Below are 25,194 nucleotides of genomic sequence, written 5' to 3'. Positions count from 1 at the left end.
AATTAATACAATGCGATTACGCAGGTTTGTTTGTATTTTCCTCCTGTTCTGTAGGTTTCTTTTCTTCACCTTCGTTGTTTTTGTTCTCAGCAAAGTGGTCATTGTATCCGTAGGTGATGTGAGAAGGTTCCTCTCCGTAATCTAATTGCTTGTGTGGGTTGTGTTCAACAACTCCAGCAGGCGTAGTAAATTCATATTTTTTCTTTGCTGATTCAGCTTCTGAGCTTTCAGCGGTTTCCGCTGATTGGGATTCTTGTTCAGCTTGGGCCTGTTCTTCTGCGGCTTTTACGTCATTAGGAATGGTTTCCGCTTTGACTTCTGCCTTAAGATCTATGTCTTTTTCAAAATTATTGATCTGATCCGAAATCTCACGCTTGATGCCTTCGGATGCATCTTTAAATTCTCGTATCCCCCTACCTAAACCTCTGGCCAATTCAGGAAGCTTCTTGCCACCAAAAAGTAACAAGATCGCAAACACGATTAAAATCATCTCCTGTGTTCCGATGTTTAGAAATGTTATTACTGGATTGTACATACTCTTTTCCTCTTCTTTTGATTACTAACTAGATGCTAAGTTACATTTATATTTCTATAGTTCTTAGATCAACAGGTAAATTTAAGATAATTTTAAGGTATTTGAAACATAAAAATTACTTAACAAAAGGGCTGTATTTGTCAAGTAAATTTTGTTATATTTTTGCTAAATATTTTTTAATATCACGATAGAGCGGAAATATCTTTGTATTTTTGTGCCTATTTTTTGAGGAATTGATTATGTTGGGAAAATTTAAAACATTCAAGCCGTATTATAAAAGTACGATCATATTGGCGGGCCCGGTTGTCATTTCACAATTGGGGCATACATTGGTACATACAGCAGACAGTGTTATTGTCGGACATTTTGCCGGGACAATTCCACTGGCGGCAGTGTCCTTGGTGAATGCTGTATTTATGATCGTTATGGTCGTCGGATTGGGGATTGCCTACGGCATCACCCCCTTGATCGCGCAGGAAAATGGCCGTGATAATAAAGAGGAGTGTGCGGTATTATTATCCAATAGTTTTTGGTTGAATATCATTACGGGCATATTGTTGTTCTGTCTGGTTTATTTCGGATCCATGCTGGCAATTGATCATTTGAATCAGGATCCGGCGGTTGTAAAGGAGGCGAAACCTTATTTGCTGATTTTAAGCCTTTCAATGTTGCCGTTGATGGTCTTCAGTACATTTAAGCAGTTTGCCGAAGGTTTGGGCTTTACCAAACAGGCGATGAACGTAACGATATGGGGAAACGTACTCAATATTATACTTGCTATTATCTTTGTTAAAGGTATGTTCGGTATTACACCGATGGGTGTGAGAGGTGTCGGATACAGTACCCTGATTGACCGCATTTTGATGATGTCTGTCATGATGACTTATGTGCTACGCTCACAAAAGTTCAAGAGCTACATTCAGCATTTTAAAATTACGGTAATAGATCGGGTAAGATTAGGAAAGATCTTACGGATCGGAGCTCCCGTTGCAATGCAGTACGTTTTTGAAATTGGCGCCTTTGCCGGAGCATCTTTACTTGCCGGAACCATAAGTGCTACCGCACAAGCTTCGCATCAGGTAGCGATTCAGCTTGCAGCAATGACTTATATGATGGCCAGTGGTATTGCCGCAGCGGCAACCATCAAAGTAGGCAATAGCTATGGGAACAGAAACCTGTTCCGCCTGGAGCGCTTTGCAATAACTTCTTATCAGTTGGTCTTGGTTTTTATGCTGATTACTGCTTCTTTGTTTGCGATCTTCAATAATTATCTACCTTATATTTTTACTTCTGATAAAGCTGTGGTTGTCATTGCAGCTCAACTACTGATTATTGCAGGACTTTTCCAATTATTTGATGGTACACAGGTTGTTGGCCTGGGAGTTTTGAGAGGCATGGGTGATGTTAATATTCCTACGATCATCACTTTTATTGCATATTGGGTTATCGGACTACCAAGTGGTTATGTGATGGGAATACTTTTTGATTGGGGAATTGAGGGCATCTGGTATGGTTTGACCTTGGGCTTATTGACCTCATCACTGTTGCTCTATTTACGGTTCAAAATGGTGATCAGGAAAAAGAAGCTGCAGTTTGCAAATAGCATATTGTAGCATAAAGCATTGTGATGATAGAATTAAAGTAGACATTTTGTATCGCTGAAAATTCATTGCCGCGCGGATACAACGGATGTTAAATAAAAAAATGGCTGTCCAAAGGACAGCCATTTTTTTATCGCTATACTGTTGCTGTTAAATTTCTCTGTTGCTATCCCAGTTTTCCAGATAGTCCGCCACCCGTTTCAGGAATGTGCCACCCAGGGCGCCATCTATGGCCCGGTGATCGTAGGATAGGGACAGATACATCATATGGCGGATTCCGATCATATCACCGTATTCCGTTTCAATTACCGCTGGTTTTTTGGTTATGGTACCGACGGCCAATATCGCGGCCTGTGGCTGATTGATAATCGGTGTTCCCATGATATTACCAAAAGCACCGATGTTGGTAAATGTGAATGTCCCGTCTTGCGTGTCGTCGGGTTTTAATTTATTGGCACGGGAACGCTGCGCAAGATCGTTCACCGATTTACTAAGTCCTACGAGACTCAACTGGTCCGCATTCTTTATTACAGGAACGATGAGATTACCATTTGGCAGTGCTGCGGCCATACCGATATTGATATTTTTCTTTTTAATGATATTATAACCGTCTATCGATATATTTACCAGAGGGAAGTCTTTTAATGCCTTGGTAATCGCTTCTATAAATAGGGGTGTGAACGTTATATTTTCTCCCTCACGTTTTTTATAAGCGTCTTTTACTTTATTACGCCACAGAACGAGGTTCGTAACATCCGCTTCCACAAATGAACAAACATGTGGCGATACTTGAACGCTCTTGACCATGTGGTCGGAGATCAAACGTCGCATCCGATCCATTTCAATAATTTCGTCATTTCCGTTTACAACAGTATGGACAGTAGGCACTGGCACGACTGGAGTCGGTTCATTTTTAACGATAGGAGCACTTGCTGCTTGCACATGATCTGCGTTTTGTTGAGCTCCCCTGTTGGCTACGTAGAGCAGAATATCCTCTTTTGTAACTCTCCCTTCAGCTCCGGTACCTTGAATACGGTCAAGCTCTTCCTGAGATAATCCTTCATGACGGGCGATATTTTTTACCAAGGGCGAATAAAAGCGGCTGCTGTGTTCGTAATGAACATTGGTCATTTCTTCGGTCGAACTATTCAATTGTGCTATACCTGGTATATCCAATTCGATAGTTTCACTTGGAATTGTAGATTGATCCGCGGGGCTTTCTTCCGGTTGAGCAACAGGTTCGCTCGTCTCGGCACCTCCTTCTATTTCTATAATGGCAACAACATCGCCGACCTGAACGATTTGATCTGCGGTATAAAGTTGCTCCTTCAATATTCCTTTTACAGGAGAAGGTACTTCTGAATCAACTTTATCCGTTGCGATTTCCAATAAAGTGTCATCTTCGTCAATCTGGTCGCCAGGTTGTTTCAACCATTTGGTAATCGTTGCCTCCGATACACTTTCTCCCATTTTCGGAAGTAAGAGTTTATATAAAGCCATATTTTTTAGCAATCACGTTATAGAAAAACGAAGTTAATTAAATTGTGGTTTACTTTCAACAATTTGAAATATTATTCCTTAAAAAAGGATTTTATTAGAATATTATTTTATATTATTCAAGTTCTCGGCCTTCTTCTTTTACCAGTAGTTTCCAGAGCAGGAAAAGTGCATTCATGCGGGTACGTTCGATGTTGATGAGTCTATCGTTGTTGAATTGAAATTTCTTTGTAACCACCTCTTTTTTCCCAGCTACCGCAACCCAGACTGTTCCTACGGGCTTTTCGATGGACCCACCGCCAGGACCAGCTATTCCGGTCGTTGCAATGGCATAGTCAGTGTTAAATTTGGTTTTTGCACCTGTTGCCATTTCTACGGCTGTCTGCTCACTGACCGCACCAAATTGCTCCAAGGTTGTTTCATTAACCCCCAGTAGCTGTTGTTTTAGTCTATTGGAGTAGGGGATGGTTCCTCCAACGAAGATTTCGCTGCTTCCGGGGATTGCAGTTAATGAGGCTGCCAAGCTACCACCTGTACAACTTTCTGCTGTTGTCAGTGTAAGTTGCTGCTGCGTAAATTGCTTGATCAAATAGGCTTCAATAGTTGTATCGTAATCCGTAACGGCATGATTTTTTAATCGATTCAGAAGTTTGCTCTTAAAAAGTTTTACTTCTTGTAGGATATCCGATTTGTTTTTACTCTTTCCGGAAAGCCGTAGGCGAATAAAAGCCAAAGTAGGCAGGTAGGCCAATTTAATGTTTGACGGGAGCTCTTCTTCAATATCTTTTATTTCCTCGGCGAGATAAGATTCTCCAATGCCTCCGATAAGTATGGTTTCGTGATGGATGTATATATCTTTGTTTTGTTGGCCGATCAAAGGAAAGACACGCTGTTCCATCAGATGTTTCATCTCAAAGGGGACACCAGGCATAAAAATATATTGTTTCTGTGCATGCGACACCAACATGCCTGGAGCCGTCCCATAATCGTTGAACAATACTTCGCAATTTGCCAAAACATCGGCTTGCTGCCTATTAATTTCCAACATTTCCATATTACGGGATTCAAAGAAGCTCGTTACGTGCTGAAGTACTTTTTTATCGCGGATTAATGTTGTCCCGAAATATTTTGCGGCGGTTTTTTTTGTAATATCATCTTTGGTCGGGCCAAGTCCACCCGTAACTAAAATTAAGTCGGCTCTTGTAGATGCATCTTTTAAGGTGCTGAAAATAGCTTCCTCGCTGTCTGGTATGGATGTCATCTGGACAATCTCCACCTCGAATTTCCTCAATTGTTGTGCAATCCAGCTGGAATTGGTGTCTATAATCTGGCCTATTAGAATCTCATCTCCGATCGTAATAATTTCTGCTTTCATAGTATAAACTTACATAAAATTACGGATCTACTGTACGCTAAAATTGTTTTGATAAAAAGAATTTCGGGATGGTCTTTTCGAATTGCAACAGCATGGAATTTGGCATATTTGGTGGGACTAAGAACAAAAAAGCAGTTATTTTAAAAATAACTGCCTCCAGAACTTGCTCTTTTTGTCAATTTGAGATCTTGCAATATAGATGCTTTCGCTCGTATGGTGACATTATAGCTTCGGTATCGTCCAAATGGCATCCATCCAAAGGACATATCCCAGCAGTGTAAATCTCTATAGATATTGAAGGAAGTCATGACAACTTCTTTTTGCTTGAAATCGTAACCGGATTGAAAGGTGACTTTCCATTTAGGGGTAACGCTAAAGTCCCCATGCAAATTCAGTGTACTGGTAATCTGATTGTCCATACGTCGCGTGCTAGAATTAAAGAACTTGGACATATTAAAACTGAATGAAGCCGCCAGATTCCAAGGAATATTAAAGTCCACAAAAGCATTGGGGTCGGAACTAATTCGGGCCAAAGCCTGCGCCTGCGCTGGGGTCATCCCAGCACCGGACATTTCTTTTCTTAAAGAATCTATATTGTTATTACGGGATTTGGCCGCTTTCGGATTTAAACTATAGTCAAAGGATAAACCAAAATTTGTCAGGCGGGCCAAACTTCCATCTTTGATCGCATAACGGTTGATACGGGTACCATTGTTATCGACGGCATAGGGATCGAAGGTACCGTTGAAATTCACGTTCATCTTCTGGTCGAAAAATGCTGTACGTCCAGAAAAAGTTATCGGCGACAGTTTCAACGAATCTGCAACAAAATTGTAATTTCCACTAAAAGTTAACCCTTGTAGAATCGGGATCTTTTTGAAGCCTCCGTCGGTCGTATCGGATTTGCTCTTTACTTTTGCTTCAATATTATTATCAATTGAGAAGCCAATACCGGCAGATTTTCCGGCAGAAGGTGAACCGTATAAACCTTGTGCAAAGATGGAATATACATTCCGGTTGCCATATTGGTCATTGTAATGCTGATAGAATCCGTAACGTGGATCGGAGAAATCAGGTCTATAGTTAAAATTGATAGATGGTGTGACCACATGTCTGATCGCCTCGATTTTCCCGATCTTTGGATACATACCATATATCTTGGTCGAAAGACCGGTCGATACCGAGTAATCGTAAGCACGGTTAAATCCCTGTAGGGTGTCAAGCCGTTGTTTGTAACCTGCTGGCGTGTTATCAATTCGTTGTCTGGTGCTTTGCAGGTACCAACGTTCGGTATAATTCACACTGGTGTTGAACTGGAAGTATTTAAAAGCGTTAAGCGATAAACTGATCGGAATGTTATGCTGGAAACCATTCTGAAATCTTTTGAAGCCGCCCGAGCTAAACAATAGACTGTCTTTGGTATTGACCGTGTTTTGCGCCTGAAAGCTGTAGCCAACATTAATACGTTGGTACCACTTCTGTTCGCCGACACGATCTTTGCTGTCAAAGGGATTGAACGAGGAAACGTTTAAGCTGATATTGGGTAGGCTTAATTGAATACTTCTGTCCGCCATATTCTGACTGTGGGTCAAACTTGCTGTCAGGTTAACTTTTCCATCGGCAAAGACTTTTCCGTAACTGATGGATGAACCCATCCTGTTCTGAGCTAAATTTTCGTAGGTCGTTAGATTACTTCCTGTACCTGTATTGCGGAAATAGGAGGCCGTACCAAAGTTTACACTGGCGGAAAAAGATGTTCCCGGATTCGCTTCCTGGCGTTGGGTATGGTTCCAGGTGACGTTGAAGTCTTTATTGGAACCGTAATTTTTTGTTCCTTCCACGCCTGTTTTGGTGTTCGCATAGCGGATATTAAATCCCCCGTTAAATTTATAATTAACGGTATATCGGGTATTCATGGATACTTCCCATGAACCTTTTGAATACAATGATCCCCTAATTTCACTGTCCCAATAATCGTTGAATGCGAGATACCAACCAATATCACGCATGGAGAAACCTCGTGTATAATCCTCCCCAAAAGATGGGAAGAGGAATCCTGAGGCTCTTTTATCAGGTTTTGGGAAAAAGGCAAATGGGAAGGCTACCGGCATAGGGACACCCATTACAACCAGATATGCAGGGCCGGAGATAATTTGATTTTTGGTCACAATTCCTTTCGATATATGTATACCGAAATGGGTATGTGGTTCAGGTAAATTACAGGTACTGTAGAGTCCTTTGTAGATGGACATTTCGTCATAGATATTCTTTCGGACGATATTGGCCTGGATAAATCCACCATCGACCTCGGTCATAATACCGTAAGTATTCCCTTCCTGTTTTTCGTAATCATAATAGAGGGAATCTACCGTTTTGGGAGATTCTCCATTTCCCATAATGACGATAGGACGGCCTACATACTTGCCATTTTTATCATAGATCCCGGATGCGAAAATCTTTTTTTGATTGCGATCCAGGCGAATATAATCTGCTGAAAGTTCAAAATTCTGATACTTCACTTTAGCGCCACGGTACAAGTGGCTAATGTTCTTTGCTACTTCTGATTTTTGGGAATCAACTGCGATAATGCTGACTTCCGCCTGCAATCCGCCGCCTTTTTTCTTGGTGGTATCCTGTCCGGATTTCGTGGAATCGACAGGTTTAATTTTAGTTGTGTCCTGCAGTTTACTGGTCGTCGAAACCGGGTCCTTACTTTGAAGTCCGTTCTGTTTTAATGGAATATTGCTCTGAGCGAATGCTGAATTGCCCATTGCAAGAATGATAAATAGTGTTAAAATGTTGATTAACGACTTCAAAATTAAAGACAAATGTTATTTTTGTGAAATAATGTTAAACTTCGAAGGACAAAATTAGTCAAAAAACAAATAGAAAATATGTTAAATATCGTTATCTATTAAAGAAATAATATTGACTCATTTTGTTTCGTTTATAGTAGAGCAAATAATTATTCAATGAAATCAGATTTAAGAATTAGAAAATGGTGTAGCATCGTATTTGCTACTTTGGGATTTTTTTTATTGAATTCTTTCAAATTAAACAACGGCCAACCCCAACCGCCCGACTATCAGATTAAAACGATTGTTATCGACGCAGGGCATGGTGGAAGAGATACCGGTGCCCAGGGACGTCGATCCCTGGAAAAGAATGTCGCTTTGGATGTTGCGCTGAAGCTTGGACGACAAATTCAAAAAGATATTCCAGGGATCAAGATCATTTATACACGAACTACCGACGAATTCGTGGAATTGTATAAACGTATTCGTCTAGCCAATGCGAATAAAGCGGATTTATTTATTTCCATTCACTGTAATTCAGGTGGTTCTAGTGCGCATGGTACAGAAAGCTTGGTGTCTGGTTCACATCGTCTTGGGCAACAGGATGCTGCTGTGCGCGAGAATGCGTCGTTATTACTCGAGTCAAATTACAAAGAGAATTACCAGGGTTTTGATCCTAAAGACCCTGAAAGTGCAATTATTTTTTCCTTGATGAAAAACAGATTCCGTGAAAAAAGCATCCGTTTGGCACAGATGATTGAAGGGGAGTATGTGAAAGCTGGAAGACATAGCCGCGGGTTCTGGGAAAAAGGTTTAGCAGTATTAGCGGAGGCAGGGATGCCTGCTGTTCTGACAGAAATCGGATTTATCAGTAATCGGGAAGAGGAAAGCTATCTACTATCAGATGAAGGGCAACAGGAAATCGTCAATAATCTGGTTTCAGCTCTAAAAATCTATAAAAATTCTGTTGAACGCTAAACAGATTTGCTTTTATGCTGTTTTAAAGTTATATTAATGATGCACATTACAAAAGAAATGATTTGTGAAAATATCAAATGAAACCAAAGTCGGCATATTAGCAACAGTTGCGATCGCGCTATTATTTATAGGGTATAGTTTTCTAAAAGGAAACGATGTTTTCAGTAGCGATAATACGTTTTATACCACTTATCCCACTGTTGATGGATTGACTCCTTCGAAGCCTGTATTAGTAAATGGTTATCAGATTGGACGGGTCTCAAAGATGATCTTACAGCCGGACGGCAAAATAAAAACAGAATTTAAGATCCATTCCCATTATAATATTCCTAAAAACACCATTGCCCGTATTTCCAGTACAGATTTACTGGGTGGGAAGGCCATTGTTTTTGATATGGGAAATAGCACAGAAATGGCCAAGGATGGTGATTTTCTAAATTCAGGCATCCAACCGAATATCATGGATAAGGTAGAACCCATTCAGAAACGCATTGAAACAATTACAATCAAACTGGACTCTACATTGTCGGTGGTTAACGCAGTGTTAGATAAGCAATTCCAAGATGATTTTAAGAATAGTATTCATAGTATTTCTACGTCTCTGAAAAATGTGGAGGGAATCACAAAAGATGTGGAGGGACTTGTCGGAACCGAAAAGGGAAGACTAAATAGAATTATGGCCAATCTGGAATCGATCACGTCCAATTTTTCACAAAACGGTGAGAAAATTAATACGATAATGGCCAACTTAAACAATATAACGGATAAAGCAGCGCGACTGGATTTTGAACAAACCATGAACAAGGTAAACACCGCAATGTCCGACTTCCAGCATATTACAAACAAGATCAATAGCGGCAAAGGTTCAATTGGTCTATTGCTTAATGATGAAGAATTATACCATAATCTGAATAGTGCGTCTAAAGAAATGGATAATCTGATGAAAGATGTCAAGGAGAAACCTGGGAAATATATCAAACTATCTATTTTCGGGAAAAAAGGTGAAAAATAAATCTTTGGCAGGTGTATCCTGCTTTATAATAAAAAAACCGGCTATGTACATAGCCGGTTTTTTTATTATAAAGTTTCCTTAAGCCAGGTAAAGAATTCTCTTTGCCAGACTTGTGCATTATGTCCTGATAGTACCCAGTGGTTTTCATCAGGGAGATAGACAAGTCTGCTCTTTATTTTTTTCAACTGAGCAAGTTGGAAGGCTGCTAAACCCTGTCCTATTGGAACACGGTAATCTTTCCCGCCTTGAAAAATCAGAATAGGCGTATGCCAGTTGTTTGCTTTTTCAATCGGATTAAATTGCGTATAGGATTTTTCGTTTTTGCTATCCCAATAAGCGCCGCCCAATTCATGATTGGCAAAGAACAGTTCTTCCGTCGTACCATACCAACTTCTCATATCGAATAAGCCGTTATGTGCAATAAATGTTTTGAAACGATTTTGATGTACTCCGGCTAACTGGTAAACGGAATAACCACCATAACTTGCGCCAATTGCTGCTCTACGCGCTGTATCCACATATGTTTCTTTTGATATGTCATCAATAGCAGATAAATAGTCTCTGATCGGCTGTCCGCCCCAATCCTGGGAAATCGCCTCATTCCATTTTACTCCCCAGCCTGGCATGCCTCTACGATTTGGCGCGATCACAATGTAACCTTGTGAAGCGATTAATTGCAGGTTCCAACGGAAAGAATAAAATTGCGTGAGCGCAGATTGAGGACCACCTTCACAGTAGAGTATAGTGGGATATTTTTTTGCGGGATCAAAATTTGGGGGGTAAATTACCCATGAAAATAAATCAGCGCCATCGGAGGCTTTTGTAATACGTTTTTCAATTTTGTTTTCCGCAATTACAGCATACTTGTCGTCATTGACCTTGGTGACTGCTGTCAAAGATTTGTTTTTGAGATCAAAGCTAAAGACTTCGGTCGCACGCGTGAATTTGGTCAAAGTAACAATCAGTTTATCTCCGGTTTGACCAACAATCCCTGTAATATCAAAGTCTCCTGTTGAAATTTGTTGGATCTTTGGAAGGCTTTTCGACTTTATATTCGAAGGTACCTCTAATTCAAATAATTGCACAGTACCTTTGGTGGCAGCGGTAAAGTATATTTTGCGATTATCATTGCTCCAGATAAAACTGTTGACGGTACCATCCCAGTGTGCTGTTAAATTTAATCGGATTGAACTGCTTTTATCGAATAGGATGATGTCATTTTTGTCGGACTCATAACCATCGGTTTTCATACTGAGCCATGTTAGACTTTTACCATCTGGGGAATAAGCTGGTGCAATGTCATAGCCATTCATGCCTTCCGTTAGATTGGTGGTTGTACCAGAAGACAATTCATAACGATAAATATCTGTGTTGGTACTCACGGCATAATCTGTCCCGAATTTTTTCTTGCAGACATATAACACGGCTTTGCTGTCGGGTGACCAAATGAAATCTTCTGCGCCACCGAAAGGAGCCTGTGGACTATAATAGGGCTGATCCTTCAGTAAATCAATAGGCTCTCCTATTTTTCCATTGCTATAGCTGGCAACAAAGGGGTGGTTAAATTTTCCATCGTTGAATGTGTCCCAATGTCTGTAATCTAAGTTGTCATAAATATAAGCATCTGATTTGGACAATTCCGGATATTTATCAGTGCTGTGGTATTTTTTGATTAATACAGCTTGGCTAAAAAGAATATGCTTTCCATCTGGCGAAAATTTAACATTTTCCAGGGCCATTTCACCGGATGTCAGCTGAGTTGCCTCTCCTTTTGTCAGATTTTTTTTCCACAAATGGCCTTTTGATAGATAAATAACATCGCCATTTTGTTCGATCTGGACTACCGCTTCGCTTCCTTTTTGATCCGTAAATTGACCGCCGGCACCGTTGACCAATGAAATCGTATAAAGATTCTTCTCACTCGTATTGCTTTCTAAGTTATAATTAGAAACGCTGTACAGCAATGTCTTACCATCTGAAGAAAGTCCTTCAGCTGATACACGCCCGAGATCCCAGAGTGCGCTGGGGCTAATAGGTTGTGGTGTTTCAGTAACCATCTTTAAACTGGATTTTCCACCTTTGCTTTCTTGCGCATTGCTGAGGTTGCATGCCATAATCGCTAATGTAATTATTGTAAGTTTTTTCATCCGTATAAATTTGTCTATTCATTATTTCATTTTCCCTTTCAGGCATTATTCATAAGCATTTATTTCAATGGTATTCATGAGCTTGCTTTGCTTGGTTCATGCTGCTTTCGGCGGTTTCAATTGTGATGAAACTACCTAATCTATTCATAGTGTATATGTTTTTAAGAGGCATTCATAAACTCGTTTACTCATTTAATTAGTACTTTAAGGTATTCGTGAGCTGACTTCGTTGGGTTCACTCGGTTTGAATAAATGATGATGGTTTCATATATAATGCTGAAAAATGTCCTCGCAAGTTACAGATTTTGCTACTAAAAGCTAAGCAAAGGATGAAAATAGCCGTCTTATTTAGTAAGACGGCTATTTGTTGGGATAAGCTTATTTCTTGAGCAATATGCTAATAATTACCCAATAGATTTTGAGATGTTGCTTATTGATCAGCATGATTATTGTCAAATTGGTACCAATTGATTTTTGTAGAAACGCGCATCAGGATTGCCAAAATGATAAAGATACCGATCGTTCCGGCGATAAGTGAATAATCTCTAAGTTGCATGAGCACGTAGATAAATATATAGAATGTGCCTAAAATAGATCCAAGCAAAAGAGCAGATTTAAGATCTTTTGTAATCGCCTTAATAAAACTTGCAATAAGAACGACAGTGGCAACTGAAGCAATTAGATACGCGGGATTAAAGCCGATATGTTCCGATAGTGCTAATAATAGCGTATAGAAGAGTACCATGGCCGCTCCAATTAACACGTACTGGATAATATGAATTCTTTTTTTCTTGATGATTTCGGTAAAAAGAAGTGATGTGAAGGTCAAGATGATGATCAAAATACCGTATTTGGCAACCCGTGTCGTTTTTTGATAGTTATTGACGTCTGGCAGAAAATTTATAGTGATCATATCTGAATTGAGCAACATATCACTATGTACGTTTGTTTCAGCTGCGGTTGTGGCTGTGGGCTGAGGGGCCTCAACTTCATCGGCCAGGTTGTTCTTATTTTTTTCAAAAATATAGATCGGATAGATATCTCCTGACCATTGTTGAGGTAACTTTCGGCTGAAGGAAGGGATTTCCCAAGATGCCGAAAAATTGCTGTTACTGACGGATCGTTTACTTGGTAGGAACGCTCCGGTGAAACTAGGGTTAGCCCAATTTCCGTTAGCAGCAATATTTGTCTGATCACCCAGTGGAACAAAATTGAGGGATTTTGAGCCTTTTAGATCAAGCGTGATTTTGAATTGGCTTTCGTTTTGGGGATCAATGGCAATTGGGCAGACCAGATTTTGATTGAATAGTTTGAGGTTGTTGAAATCGGGATCGAAAGCTGACTCTTGGCCATTCCATTTTAGAATAGGGCGTTTGCCTAATCCCTTAAAGTCTTGTATACCAAATACTAATCGGCTTCCTTTCCAGTCAATCTTTTCGATTGGAATTTCCAACTTTGTTAGATCGATTTTATTAAAGCTGCCCTCTATCAAGATGTGGCTATTATATACTACTGTGTTGTATATTCCTCTGGAAAGATGCTGCGGACTTATATCCGCTCTGATATTGGAGCTTTGGGGGAGAATGAATATCCATCTTGTTTGTTTATATTCCAATGTTGCCGGAATTTTACCTTTTTCAGCTTGCTTCTGAACAATTTCGTTGTAGGGAATTGCGATGACTGGACCGGAAATAACCTGTTCCTGCCCCCAATTGAGTGCGATACCATCGGATACACTTTGTTCACGTGCTTTACGTTCTTGAATTAGATCACTAATCAATGTAAGTGGTATAAGCAGAAGCAACGAAAGAAATAGGATGACAAATAATTTTAAGACAGTTGAGTTACTGATTTTGTCAAAGAGCGAAGACTGTTCTGTCGTAAACGCGCTTTTAGCTAAATTTTGGTTTTCCATGATTTCATTTGTTTAAGTTTAGTTGAATATTTTTACTATATAATGCAATTTGGAGTTCGGTAAGTTGATAATGAAGTATCTCTTTGAATTCTATATGATAAAACTTTTGCAGGGATCGACCTTTTTGGAAGGTTTTCTTATAATATTTAAAATGTTCCGGAAAAAGTATACCACCAATAACGATCATGCCCGTTAAATACAAGCTGATTTTTCCGTTACCCAACAATAGGTATTGCATGGCTATTTCATCCTGTATCTCAGTTCCTGTCTCCGTTATAATATGAAAGACATCATGATTTTCTAATTTTGGCATGACATCAAATCCTTTACTTACGTAAAAGAGGCCCAAATTATGGCCAATACTCCCAATGGGGTAGGTTAAAAATTCTTCTTTGCTAATTCCCCATGCTTTTTTGTTCCATTTGAAGATATCTGCGTACACTTTGGAGGACCAGTTGTAGAGATAGAGCATAAGCTTTAATCGGATTCCTTTCATGTTTTTAGTGTTTTAAAAGTACTTTGAAATTCAAAGTATATGGATAAAAAAATTATTTATATTGTTGTTTGATCAAATTTTCTAATGCGACTAGATGGTTTTCAAATGCTTTTAGTCCTTTTGATGTTCTTTTGTACTTAGTGTTGGGTTTTCGGTCTACGAAACTTTTTTCTACGACAATATACTCTTCCTTCTCCAAAGTTTTGAGATTGGACGCTAGATTTCCATCTGTTACTTCCAATACTTCTTTAAGGGAATTGAAATCATATTCTTCATTCACTGCAAGTACGCTCATAATTTGTAAGCGCACTCTATTCTCGAATACTTTGTCATATAAGGAAAGATCTAATTTCACGATTCGTACTTTTTGTAAACGATAAAACCATAGATGATATGTAACACACCAAATCCTAATCCCCATAACATCAGTCCCTGGTCTGGAAGACACAATGCCATTAAACCTAAGGATATCTCCAGTATGCCTAACCATTTTACCTCCGAGAAGGTATAGATACTACCGGCAGCTAAAGCCAGTCCATAGAAAATCAGCAGCATCCCAGCGATCAAAGGATAGTAACCCTGAAAAAATAGGATTAATGCCAAAAAACCTCCAGCTATTAAAGGAATTGAAACTGCAAATAAAAGAGATTTGCTGGTAATGTTCCAAATAGACTGCTTATTTTTCTTTGCTTTCCTGCGAGCCATGATCCATCCTGTCAGTAGTGAGAGCATGAGGGTCAGTATAGCAACAATTAGAAAGATGGAGGGAACAGCCAGATGGAGGGACTCGGTAGCGGTGTCAGGGCTAGTCGTCATATAGTAGCCAAGCGAAGTTCCCAATAATGCATAGCATCCGATAAATACACCTGATAAGCCGCTTATTGAAACAAATTTGGAGGATTTTTCCATCAATAATCTGATCTCTCCAAGCTCTTTAATTAAATCTTTCTGTTCCATAAAAGTACTTTGATATTCAAAGTAAATGAATAATAATGAATTATGCAAGAGGTAGGATGAATATTGAAAAAAAATAAAAAAAAGAGTTAAAAATACTTGCAAGATATAGGTTTGGTTTCTATCTTTGTGGCATCAAAAGAAATCCTAATGCGGAAGTGGCGTAATTGGTAGCCGCACCAGACTTAGGATCTGGCGCCGCAAGGCGTGGGGGTTCGAGTCCCTTCTTCCGCACTTGATGTCCTCCCGAACTTAAAACCTCGGGAGGATTTTTTTATGAATGCGATATAGCTAAAAAGAGTATGAATATTTCACACGAGAATGTAGATGCAATCAATGCGGTAATCAACGTCGCATTAGCACCTGAAGATTATAATCCTCAAGTCGACAAAGAGATTAAAGCGCAAGCTAAAAAGGCAAAATTACCAGGTTTCCGTCCAGGTCAGGTTCCTGTGGGACATATCAGACGTACCTATGGTAAATCCATTTTATTTGATGAGATCAATAAATTGGTGAACGATAAAATCACAAATTATATTTCAGAAAATAAATTAGAGGTTTTAGGTCAACCACTTCCTTTGGAAGATGATGCGCAATATAGCTGGGACTTTAAAGACAATTTCAATTTTAAATATGAGATCGGTCTAGCTCCTGCTTTTGATTTGCCTTTTACAGCTGAAACTGAGTTTACTACATACGAAATCAAAGCTGATGAAGAGACTTTGGCGGATCGTATCAAAAACTTGCGTCGTAGCTATGGAAAGATGACTAACCCAGAGATATCTGAAGAAGGTGATGTATTATATGCTACCTTAAAACAAGATAAAGAGGAAGGTCTTGAGAAAACAACATCAATCCGTACGGATATTGTTGAAGACGCTAAAATCAAAAAGTCTTTGGTGGGTCTTAAAAAAGATGATACAGTAAAAATTGATGTTAAGAAAGCTTTCAAAACAGAAGATTTAGCACGTATCTTGGGTATTACAGAAGAAGAAGCTACAGCTTTGGATGTAACTAAATTTGAGCTGACTGTTAAAAACATCAACCGCTTAGAAGAAGCTGATCTTAACCAAGAGTTTTTCGATAAATTGTTCGCTGAAGGTGAAGTAACTGAAGAAGCTCAATTTACTGAGAAAGTAAAAGAAGAAGTGGAAAACTTATTCAAACAAAACTCGGATCAAAAATTACGTAACGATATGTATACTTTTGGTATGGAGAAGGTTGACGTAACTTTCCCTGAGGAGTTTTTGAAAAGATGGTTGAAAGCAACTAACCCTAGCATTTCTGAAGAAGAACTTAATGAAGGTTTTGCTGATTTCCTAAACAATCTGAAATGGACAATCATTGAAAACCGTGTTGTTACTGAAAACGGCCTTGAAGTTAAATATGATGAAGTAATCAATTTAGCGAAAGAACGTATCTACGCACAGATCAAAATGTACAATATCAACGAAGAGCCTTCTGACGAGCAATTGAATCAATTTGCAATTCAGTTGTTACAAGATAGAGAGCAAGGTAACCGTTTGTTCGAAGAAGCTAAAGCGCTGAAAGTATTTGATCACTTAAAAGGTTTGGTTAAATTGAACAGCAACGAGATCGAATACAAAGAATTCGAAAAATTGGCGTAAGCAATTTTGACTATAAAAAAAGCCTTCCAAGACCTTGGAAGGCTTTTTTTGTCTTCGACGCAATGATAGCAATATAATTGTTGTATTTGTTTATAGCAATTACACCATAATAGCAAGTTCTCTGCTATAGCTTTACCATTTAATAACCGGTGGTTTATTCTACTGTTTTGTTAATGGTCGGGATCTTTGAAACTTATTTTTATTTCAATAGGCTATTGTTAATTGGGTTGAGTTTTTTTTGTCCCTGTTTGTGTTGGAATAAAAAAGTTGTTCTTCTTTCCCAATGGAAATAGTCTTTTCAGAAACTCAGAAAAGGTGTTAAATTCCTGCCGATATAGAAGGCCAAATGCACTGATATATTCGCCGTCATTTGGGCTAAGAAGGAAATTTCTTGTGTTTAAGCGGTTAGAGGCCCTAAGGACAAGACGCCCATCTTTACGTAAGTAGAATAGGGCTTCTGCATCAGTTGAAACACGATCTGAGAATACATTCAGATCTGTTAAGGCCTGATTCCGACGATCTGAAATTCCACCAGTAAGGACCAGTCTGTCATTAAATAACCGAAGGGAGGCGGAGGCATCGTTCAATGACTTGATATTGATATCAAAGAAATTGATATTGAGCGATTGCGCGATGATATTATTGATCTGATTGAATGCGATTTCAGTACCCGCAGATAATAATGTGTTATTTACTTCTTTACCAAAATCACTTTGCGTGCCCGGTGTAAAGCTACGTCTCACAATTAAACTGAGTGCCTGTTGGTTAACATTATTGGCATCGGAGAAATAGCCTTGTAGTTCATCCTTTACGCCAGGGTTTTGCGGAAAATTGATGTCAAAAGTAATATCGGGCTGGCTCAATTGGCCTTTTAAAATCATGTCTGCTTGCGCTAATACACGTTCAGGGTTTTCTTCTCTTCCTGCGGCATTATATAGCGGAGCTAAACTTGTTCTTTGTTGATAAATTGCATTAATATTGATATTGGCTTCCGCTGGATTTCCGGCCCATCGGATCGTTCCGCCCTCCTTTAAGTCAAATATTTTGTTGATGTAGTCCTGTGCGGTGAAATTAAACTTACCACTGTTTACAATGAAATCTCCGAACATTTCAAAGTCTCCAAGTGAAGATATCCGCATATTCAGGTTGCTATTTCCTTTGCCCGAGAGTTCGCCCATGCTGGAAAAAAGGTTAATTTCGGCATTGGGCGTGATCAACAGATCCATATTCATTGTCAGACCATCGAAATCCCGTTTCTTTTGATTTTTCTTGATTTTGGTGGAATCTTTTTCAATAAAGTAAATAAAATCACTATCGGAAATGGTACTCGCACTATTAAAAGGTATATTGATGACGGTGTTTTCCTCGGATTTAGCGCGTATGTTTATATTCATTGCTGATGTCAGTCCCTTGAACTGAAAAGTTCCGGAAGCATAAGCGGTGCCATAATAGGTACTGTTATCTTTTGTTGTTGTATTCAATACCATAAAATTCTTTGCTTCGGCTGTCACATCAATATCTGGATCACTTAACTTATTGAGATCGACAATACCATCAATGGTTGCTTCATTATTTTTTTGATCGTATATTTTGACACCAGTAAGGAAAATTCTGTTGTTGGTCACATTGATCTCTTCGGATAGATGATAGGGCGTTTTTAGGTAATTGATTACCATTGAAGCATTGTCAAGTTTTCCCGATCCACTAATTTTCGGATGTAGTATATCCCCTTCAATATCTAGCTCAGCATTGACCTTACCTTTTATATTTGAAACTAAACTTCGCAAAAACGGCTGGAAAACAAATACATCTGTATTCTGCAAAGTTGCCCTCAGGTTGAGTTTATTACTTTCACTTAGATGGTTGTAAGAACCGGTTAGCTGTATTAATTTATCGCCCTCTTCTATTTTGCTGTCCAGTTTTACCAATTGGTTTTCAGGGTCGTAATTGGCGCTGAGCGCTAATGCTCCAATTGGGATATTGTTGTAAAGAATGGGTGATGTCTTGATGTTGGCAACAATGAATGGAGATTTGAAGACAGAGTTAACCTCGATTTTTCCATTTAAGTTTCCGGACAAATTGATGCCATGTGGTTTTGTGATACCATTTAATGAGCTGAGATTAAAATCCTGAAATCTTAAATTGATTTGATCTGAAACGTCATTTGATAATATGCCATCGATATGGACCTTCTGTTCGGCATGACTTAATGTGAGTCTCTCGAAGTACCATTTACCCTTTGAAATTTTTAGTTGCGCATCATTGTTGACAAGCCACTGCTCTTTGTTGATCAGTATATTGGATGGATAAAAATTGATGAAAGCAGGCTTTGCATGAGCGAATCGGATAACACCATTGAGATCTAAGCTATTGCTAGCTTCCAATTCTGACATTTTAATGTTGAACTGTAGGCTGTCGTTGACCAAGGTATTTGAAATGTTAACATTTTTGATATAGGTGCTATCTGTAAAATTGATCTGATCAATCGAAGTCTGCAGCTCCATATTTTTTAGATTGGCATTTTGGTCAATAATCAAATGGGTAAGACGTATGCCGTTGTATTTAAATTCAGGTGCATAAAAATTAAAATTTGCAGTCTGCTTTTCGCTGGCAAATTTCGCGTTTAATGTTGCTCCACTATCTAGGGAGATGTCCTTTCTAAAGAATGTCGCAATGGGTCGGAACGATTTTATGTTGATATTAAGGTCAAAATCCTGGCGGTTAAAATCATTCTTTTCAAATCCAATCGCAGGAGCATAACGCATAGCAAGTGCTTTAAAATAGGGGACAATCGTGTTTAGGTCTATCCTCCCTTTGAGGTCTATATGACCAATAGCAGACTGCAGAGTTAAGGATCGCGCTTCTTGATCTCCTTCTGCTAGGAAATTGATGTTTTTGATAGCAAATTTACCTTTGGAGGAGGTAAAACTAACACTGTCGGATTTAAATTCTCCTGTAATGTTATTGATATTATCGCCAATTAAGCTCGTATGGAATTTGGTGTCAATAATATTGATCGAGTCACCCTGAAAGAAATTGAGCTTTTTTAAGTTAGCTTGTTGTATATCAGCGTCCAGGTGATAGTTGGGCCGAGCGGACCAATCTACATCCGTTGTGAACTCTAATCTGAGATTTGGATCATGTATTGCTCCCGACCCAAGAAATAATTGTTTGTCTATATTTCCATTAACTTGGATCTGCTGATAGGTGTATTGTTTAAAATTAAAATTTGTGAGGTTGCCTGCAATATTGAGCTTTAAATACTTGGGATCGGAGCCTACTCCGTCAAGCTGTAGATCGAAGCCCGTACTACCTAGATCTTTTAACTTAGCAACCTTTCCAAAGTCAAATTTTGGAGACTGAAATTTACCCGCATATTTTATTTCTTTGCGTATATCCAACGTTCCGTCAGCAGCGACATCGCCAAGGGCTGTGGTGAAGGTGCCTTTTGTTTTAAACTTATTGTATTGCCCAACTAGATTTCCTTTGAACGTAAATTTATTAAAGAGCGTCACAATCTCAGGAAGTTTGAAGTTCTTTAAATTGCCAAGGTCAGCAATAATGTTTTTGAGATCGCTATCTTCAGAGGAAATAAAAACGTTTGGAATAATAAAATCAGTTTTGTCGATATCGGGTAGACCGATAATTTTTAGATCACCGGCTAATTTGGTGTTTTTCCCAATGGTCAAATCTAGCTGTGAGGCATTGATTGCTGCAACCGTACCTTTCAGCTTTGATTTCTTGATCTTTACATCAAACTTAACCTGATGCATTGGTGATGAAAAGAGAGCAATATCTTCGGAGTGTATGCGTGAGTCACGTGCATGTATTTCGACATTGACTTTATGGATAAAGTCTGAAAAATCTGAAAAGTTGTTGTAACTTAATTTTATATAATCTTTGAGTGTGGACCTATTGGTTGTAAGCATTAAATCCGTGAGTTCAATACTTTTATTACTTACTGTGGTATGTGCGAGAAGCCCTTTAATAACTAATCCTTTTTTCTCATTTAGACTGAAACTTTTGATGTCTGCTGAGATACGATTGGAGTCAATTTTTATATTATCAAAGTGTGCATTTAATTTAGATATACCTAAATCACCAAAATCAACAACTTTGTTATAGTGTTTCTGTTTGTGATTAATATAGTTGAAGGAGTTATTTCTGACAATAAGTTCTTTAATATCAAAAATTATATTTTTTGAGCTTTTCTTCTTCTCTTTCTTTGGAGGATTGAAATATCGGATTAAAAATGAAATGTTGCTGCTATCCTTAAATTGTTCGAAATTACTTTCTGTATTTTCAATCGTCAATTTGTTAATGACAACCTTGTTTAATTCTATTAATTGGGACAGATTGACACTAGCTTCTAATTTTTCGGACTTTATGATTTCCTTACCCTGAGGTGTATAAACCTCAAAGCCCTCCATGACAATGGATTTAAAGGGTTTAAAATATATATTTTTTAAGTTGATTTTAGTGTTTAGCTCATTGGATAAATACGCGATGGTCTTCTGTGCAACAAAATTTTGCACAGGTTTTAGCTGTAACGATAATGCCAATGCAAGTAGTATAAGGAATATACTACCTAGGACTATTGACACTATTTTTATTATTTTTTTGATACTTTTGTATTCTAATTTATTACCTCTAGCTATGGCTATTATTTTAGGGATTGAATCCTCTTGCGATGAAACTTCCGCTTCTATTTGTATTAACGGTGAAATTCATTCAAATGTTATTGCTACTCAGGCAATCCACGCAAAATATGGTGGAGTTGTCCCTGAGTTAGCTTCACGTGCTCATCAACAAAATATTATTCCTACGGTGGATGAAGCCATTCGTCAAGCAAAAATAAGCAAAAATCAAATAGATGCAGTGAGTTTTACGCGCGGACCTGGATTATTAGGAGCTCTTTTGGTCGGGACTTCTTTTGCAAAATCATTCGCACTTGCTCAGAATATTCCGTTAATTGATGTAAATCATATGCAGGCGCATATTTTAGCTCATTTTATTGAAGCGCCTAAACCCAGCTTTCCTTTTTTATGTTTAACCGTTTCAGGCGGGCATACGCAGATTGTGCTGGTAAAAGATTATTTCGAAATGGAATTATTGGGTGAGACCTTGGACGATGCTGCTGGGGAGGCCTTTGATAAGACTGCTAAGATTCTGAATCTACCTTACCCTGGAGGACCGCTTATCGACAAATTTGCAAGTCAGGGGAATTCCGGTGCCTACAAATTACCTGAACCTCAAATTCCTGGACTCAATTTTAGTTTTTCGGGGTTAAAGACAGCAATACTTTATCTGGTACAGGATCAGTTAAAACTGAATCCTGAGTTTCTGAAAGAAAATATGGCTGATCTCTGCGCAAGTGTACAATCCCGTATTGTCTCTATTTTATTGAATAAATTGAAGAAAGCAGCTAAACAAACCGGCGTGAAAGATATCGCGATTGCGGGCGGTGTTTCAGCTAATTCAGGTCTAAGAGGAGGATTGATTGAAATGGGAGAGAAATACCGTTGGAATGTTTTTATTCCTAAATTCGAATATTGTACAGATAATGCAGCCATGATTGCCATTGCCGGCTACCATAAATACCTAAAAGGAGATTTTATTGGTCAGGATGTTGCTCCGATGGCGAGAATGCATCTGTAAAATATATAAGATTGTTTCCCTAATAATCGGGATTAGGGAAACGCTAAATCCTTATAAAGGAGAACTGTAACCGTAGGCTTGTGCTGTTGAACTAAATTTATCTTTTTTGGGCTGATAGAAGTTCAATTCATAACCTTCAGCTCCCCAAAAGATACTAACAAAACTAATTCCAGCTTCCGAACGTAATACGGTCAGGATCTGAAAAGCCTCATTATCAAATTGCCCCCCGTCGTCAACCCGCCAAGTGCTAATATCATCATAAGTTGCTGGAAAATCAAGGTTAATCAATAGGTCTTCTTTTGTATAGGAAAAAACTGCAAGTGCCGAATCTTGCTGGTTTTCAAAAACTGTTAGATTGAATTCAGCTTTATCTTTCAGAACAGCGACTGTTGTACTTTTACTTATTTTCCGATTATATTTTTTTTCCAGCTTTTCCTTTATCTCTGTGCTCGTTTCGCGCTGTACCCTTGTAAAGGGTTCAACTTTATATTGATTCATAAACGCCTGATTGACAAGCATCCCGAAATCACCCGATTTAATTTCATTCTTTATCGTGAATAATGAACCTTCGCTATTGGCAAAATTCTGTGCTGTTTGTCTTCCGTTGCTTTCCTTATTGTCCGTTTTATTCTGTATAAATTCCAGTGGGCTAATTTGATTTTCAATAATAACATAGTTGTATTTTTCGGGACTTTCCATGGCCTGATCCATCGGAAGCGCTATTAATGAATCTTTTTGCTGATTCAAAAAGCCAAAATAAGGTGAAATTAATTGCTCTTTATTTTCACTCTGAACGGATGGTTTTGATTGGTTCTGACTGTTACCACAGCCATATAATGTAAATAGAAGAATAGCTAAAAAAAGTGATTTCATAAGAGTGTGCAAAATTTTTATGAAATATAAGGCTTTCGCGCATCATAATGAAAAGATTTAAACTTTAATGTTATGATGAACTCAAAATTGAATATCTATCGCAAGGAATGGCTGGATGTTATCTTTGCAGGTCGCAACAAGATGTACGGTGCGTATGAATTGCGGAATTTGTCAAATAGGGCAACAAATGTAGGGCTAGCTATTGTTGTTTCCTTTGCATTCCTTTTGATTGGGGGATCCTATGTCTATAACAAATATTTCAAAAAAACTATACCGGAAACAACGACCACAGTAGTCGTTTTAACTCCTGAACATCTAGACGAAATTCAGAAAGAAGCCGACAAAAAAGAGGAGGTAAAAAAGGAGCCAGTTTTAATGCAGGACAAAGCACCACAACAGATGGCACAGGATGTGTCAAAGTTCGATCTTGTACGGATGCCGGAGCCTAAGATTACGCAGGCAAGTAAAGTGACAGAGGATGTTGCTACGCAGGATGAACTAAATAAACCGAATACAATGACTGCGCGTATCACATTGAAAGCAAGCGCGGCGGGTACACATATTGCTAGAGGTGAATTTGGTCCATCTACAAAGAATGGTGAAATTACTGGTCATCGCGCTGGGGCTGAGTCAGGTGGTGGAACAGACGGAAGTGCAGACCAACCTTTTATTACGGTGGAAATTATGCCTACTCCCGTGGGAGGACTTCCTGCTTTTATGAAGTGGGTATCAGAAAACTATAGTTTTCCGCAATCAGCTTTGGATCAGGGGGTATCGGGTGTTATTGAGGTATCTTTTGTGGTAGAACGGGACGGATCTTTAACTGATATTGTTGTTAAACGTGATATGAACTTTGGAACAGGGGAGGCTGCTGTTAGTTTATTGAAAAAGGCGAGGAAGTGGAAGCCTGGTGTTCAGAATGGACGTGCCGTTCGGGTGGCCTATACTTTGCCTATCCGTTTAAGTGCAGTATCTCAATAATACCTTTCTTAACTTTATTTAACAGATGGCGTTTTAAACTTTTAGTGCTCGATCATACTCTTATAAATAAATGGTTTAAAAATTCAATCGATTGTATTTGAAAGGTTGTTGAATTATAAAAATAGAGAAATGAAAAAATTGATGTTAAGTTTGGCGTTATCCGGATTAATGTTGACAGGTTTCGCACAGGAGAAAAAAGATCTTAAATCAGAAGGAGGAGACAGGAATGTTCCGATGCACAAGCATTTGGATGGAAGAAAACATGACGATTTAAAAAATAAAAATCCTGAAGAACAGGCTAAGATCAAAACCGATCGTATGGATCAAAAACTGAAATTTACGGATCAACAGCGCAAGGAGGTATACGCTTTTCATTTGAAGCAAGCGGAGGATCGTAAAAAAATCGCTGCCGAGCGCAAATTGTATCGCGAGAAAATGAGAAAACAACGTGCTGCGGATCATAAAAAAATGATGAGTTTACTAACTCCAGAACAACAAAAGGCTTTAAAAGATTCTTATACTGAGAACCATAGAACACATAGGCAGCATTGGAAAAAGAGTCGACAAATGCGAAAAGATGATTTTATGAGAGGTGGGATTGAAAAAGGAGCTGATACGGAAGTAAAAACTACATAAGGTTAGATCAAAAAGAATAGTTTTCATATTAATAATTGGTGAGTGTTAGTTAAGAAGGGGATCATTGATCCCCTTTTTATTTTTCTAAATTGTCTGTTTGCTATTGCTGAGAA

Annotated in this window: 18 protein-coding genes and 1 tRNA gene; 8 read left to right on the top strand and 11 right to left on the bottom strand. The window is 38.6% G+C overall.

Going from position 1 to position 25,194, the window contains the following annotated elements; genetic code table 11:
• Nucleotides 1-16: 16 nt before the first annotated feature.
• A complete protein-coding gene (locus ABDW32_RS19920; RefSeq protein ID WP_343565584.1) occupies nucleotides 17-535 on the bottom strand; it encodes a twin-arginine translocase TatA/TatE family subunit in 519 nt (172 codons plus the stop codon).
• Nucleotides 536-774: 239 nt separating this feature from the next.
• On the opposite strand from ABDW32_RS19920, the gene ABDW32_RS19915 reads away from it, so the two are divergent.
• Nucleotides 775-2,148: an MATE family efflux transporter gene (locus ABDW32_RS19915; RefSeq protein WP_343565582.1), complete on the top strand. Its 1,374-nt coding sequence runs from the start codon at nucleotides 775-777 to the stop codon at nucleotides 2,146-2,148.
• Between the two features lie 138 nt (nucleotides 2,149-2,286).
• On the opposite strand, the gene ABDW32_RS19910 is transcribed toward ABDW32_RS19915, so the two are convergent.
• The 3 genes from ABDW32_RS19910 to ABDW32_RS19900 form a co-directional block, all read right to left on the bottom strand.
• A complete protein-coding gene (locus tag ABDW32_RS19910) occupies nucleotides 2,287-3,636 on the bottom strand; it encodes a dihydrolipoamide acetyltransferase family protein (RefSeq protein WP_343565580.1) in 1,350 nt (449 codons plus the stop codon).
• 112 nt (nucleotides 3,637-3,748) lie between these two features.
• Nucleotides 3,749-5,008 (bottom strand): competence/damage-inducible protein A, encoded by a 1,260-nt coding sequence (locus tag ABDW32_RS19905; RefSeq protein WP_343565578.1) that lies wholly within the window; start codon nucleotides 5,006-5,008, stop codon nucleotides 3,749-3,751.
• Between the two features lie 140 nt (nucleotides 5,009-5,148).
• Nucleotides 5,149-7,779, bottom strand: a complete 2,631-nt coding sequence (locus tag ABDW32_RS19900; RefSeq protein WP_343565576.1) for a putative LPS assembly protein LptD — start codon at nucleotides 7,777-7,779, stop codon at nucleotides 5,149-5,151.
• 201 nt (nucleotides 7,780-7,980) lie between these two features.
• Between ABDW32_RS19900 and ABDW32_RS19895 the strand changes: the two genes are divergently transcribed.
• Together ABDW32_RS19895 and ABDW32_RS19890 are read left to right on the top strand one after the other, a co-directional pair.
• Complete coding sequence (locus tag ABDW32_RS19895; RefSeq protein WP_077438747.1) at nucleotides 7,981-8,781, top strand: N-acetylmuramoyl-L-alanine amidase; 801 nt, start codon at nucleotides 7,981-7,983, stop codon at nucleotides 8,779-8,781.
• 64 nt (nucleotides 8,782-8,845) lie between these two features.
• The gene (locus tag ABDW32_RS19890; protein WP_343565573.1) at nucleotides 8,846-9,793 is read left to right on the top strand and encodes an MlaD family protein; all 948 of its coding nucleotides are present in this window, start codon (nucleotides 8,846-8,848) and stop codon (nucleotides 9,791-9,793) included.
• A 65-nt stretch (nucleotides 9,794-9,858) separates the two neighbouring features.
• Here the strand turns inward: ABDW32_RS19890 and ABDW32_RS19885 are convergent, their stop codons facing one another.
• From ABDW32_RS19885 to ABDW32_RS19865, 5 genes are all read right to left on the bottom strand, one after another.
• Entirely contained in the window at nucleotides 9,859-11,940 is a 2,082-nt protein-coding gene (locus ABDW32_RS19885) for a S9 family peptidase (protein ID WP_343565571.1), read from the bottom strand.
• Nucleotides 11,941-12,370: 430 nt separating this feature from the next.
• Nucleotides 12,371-13,855, bottom strand: a complete 1,485-nt coding sequence (gene creD, locus ABDW32_RS19880; protein ID WP_343565569.1) for a cell envelope integrity protein CreD — start codon at nucleotides 13,853-13,855, stop codon at nucleotides 12,371-12,373.
• 4 nt (nucleotides 13,856-13,859) lie between these two features.
• Nucleotides 13,860-14,351 carry a Coq4 family protein gene (locus tag ABDW32_RS19875; protein ID WP_343565567.1) on the bottom strand — a complete coding sequence of 164 codons (492 nt, stop codon included), beginning with the start codon at nucleotides 14,349-14,351 and terminating at the stop codon, nucleotides 13,860-13,862.
• 52 nt (nucleotides 14,352-14,403) lie between these two features.
• Nucleotides 14,404-14,706 (bottom strand): transcriptional regulator, encoded by a 303-nt coding sequence (locus ABDW32_RS19870; RefSeq protein ID WP_077438752.1) that lies wholly within the window; start codon nucleotides 14,704-14,706, stop codon nucleotides 14,404-14,406.
• Nucleotides 14,703-15,308 (bottom strand): hypothetical protein, encoded by a 606-nt coding sequence (locus tag ABDW32_RS19865; protein WP_343565564.1) that lies wholly within the window; start codon nucleotides 15,306-15,308, stop codon nucleotides 14,703-14,705. The genes ABDW32_RS19870 and ABDW32_RS19865 overlap by 4 nt, the downstream gene beginning before the upstream one ends.
• 149 nt (nucleotides 15,309-15,457) lie before the next feature.
• On the opposite strand from ABDW32_RS19865, the gene ABDW32_RS19860 reads away from it, so the two are divergent.
• Together ABDW32_RS19860 and ABDW32_RS19855 are read left to right on the top strand one after the other, a co-directional pair.
• A tRNA-Leu gene (locus ABDW32_RS19860) sits at nucleotides 15,458-15,539 on the top strand.
• Nucleotides 15,540-15,607: 68 nt separating this feature from the next.
• Nucleotides 15,608-16,933 (top strand): trigger factor, encoded by a 1,326-nt coding sequence (locus tag ABDW32_RS19855; protein ID WP_343565562.1) that lies wholly within the window; start codon nucleotides 15,608-15,610, stop codon nucleotides 16,931-16,933.
• Between the two features lie 218 nt (nucleotides 16,934-17,151).
• On the opposite strand, the gene ABDW32_RS19850 is transcribed toward ABDW32_RS19855, so the two are convergent.
• Nucleotides 17,152-21,363 (bottom strand): translocation/assembly module TamB domain-containing protein, encoded by a 4,212-nt coding sequence (locus ABDW32_RS19850; protein WP_343565560.1) that lies wholly within the window; start codon nucleotides 21,361-21,363, stop codon nucleotides 17,152-17,154.
• A gap of 226 nt (nucleotides 21,364-21,589) precedes the next feature.
• Here ABDW32_RS19850 and tsaD point away from each other — a divergent pair, with 226 nt between their 5' ends.
• Nucleotides 21,590-22,591 carry a tRNA (adenosine(37)-N6)-threonylcarbamoyltransferase complex transferase subunit TsaD gene (gene tsaD / locus ABDW32_RS19845; RefSeq protein WP_343565667.1) on the top strand — a complete coding sequence of 334 codons (1,002 nt, stop codon included), beginning with the start codon at nucleotides 21,590-21,592 and terminating at the stop codon, nucleotides 22,589-22,591.
• Between the two features lie 51 nt (nucleotides 22,592-22,642).
• On the opposite strand, the gene ABDW32_RS19840 is transcribed toward tsaD, so the two are convergent.
• The gene (locus tag ABDW32_RS19840) at nucleotides 22,643-23,464 is read right to left on the bottom strand and encodes a hypothetical protein (protein ID WP_343565558.1); all 822 of its coding nucleotides are present in this window, start codon (nucleotides 23,462-23,464) and stop codon (nucleotides 22,643-22,645) included.
• Between the two features lie 72 nt (nucleotides 23,465-23,536).
• On the opposite strand from ABDW32_RS19840, the gene ABDW32_RS19835 reads away from it, so the two are divergent.
• Nucleotides 23,537-24,445, top strand: a complete 909-nt coding sequence (locus ABDW32_RS19835; RefSeq protein ID WP_343565556.1) for an energy transducer TonB — start codon at nucleotides 23,537-23,539, stop codon at nucleotides 24,443-24,445.
• A gap of 108 nt (nucleotides 24,446-24,553) precedes the next feature.
• Nucleotides 24,554-25,081 carry a hypothetical protein gene (locus ABDW32_RS19830; RefSeq protein WP_343565554.1) on the top strand — a complete coding sequence of 176 codons (528 nt, stop codon included), beginning with the start codon at nucleotides 24,554-24,556 and terminating at the stop codon, nucleotides 25,079-25,081.
• The last annotated feature ends 113 nt before the right edge of the window (nucleotides 25,082-25,194 follow it).

This window comes from Sphingobacterium sp. (genome assembly GCF_039596235.1).
GTDB lineage: Bacteria > Bacteroidota > Bacteroidia > Sphingobacteriales > Sphingobacteriaceae > Sphingobacterium.
The sequence above is the reverse complement of the archived record's forward strand: the minus strand, read 5'-3'. Positions and strand labels throughout refer to the sequence as shown.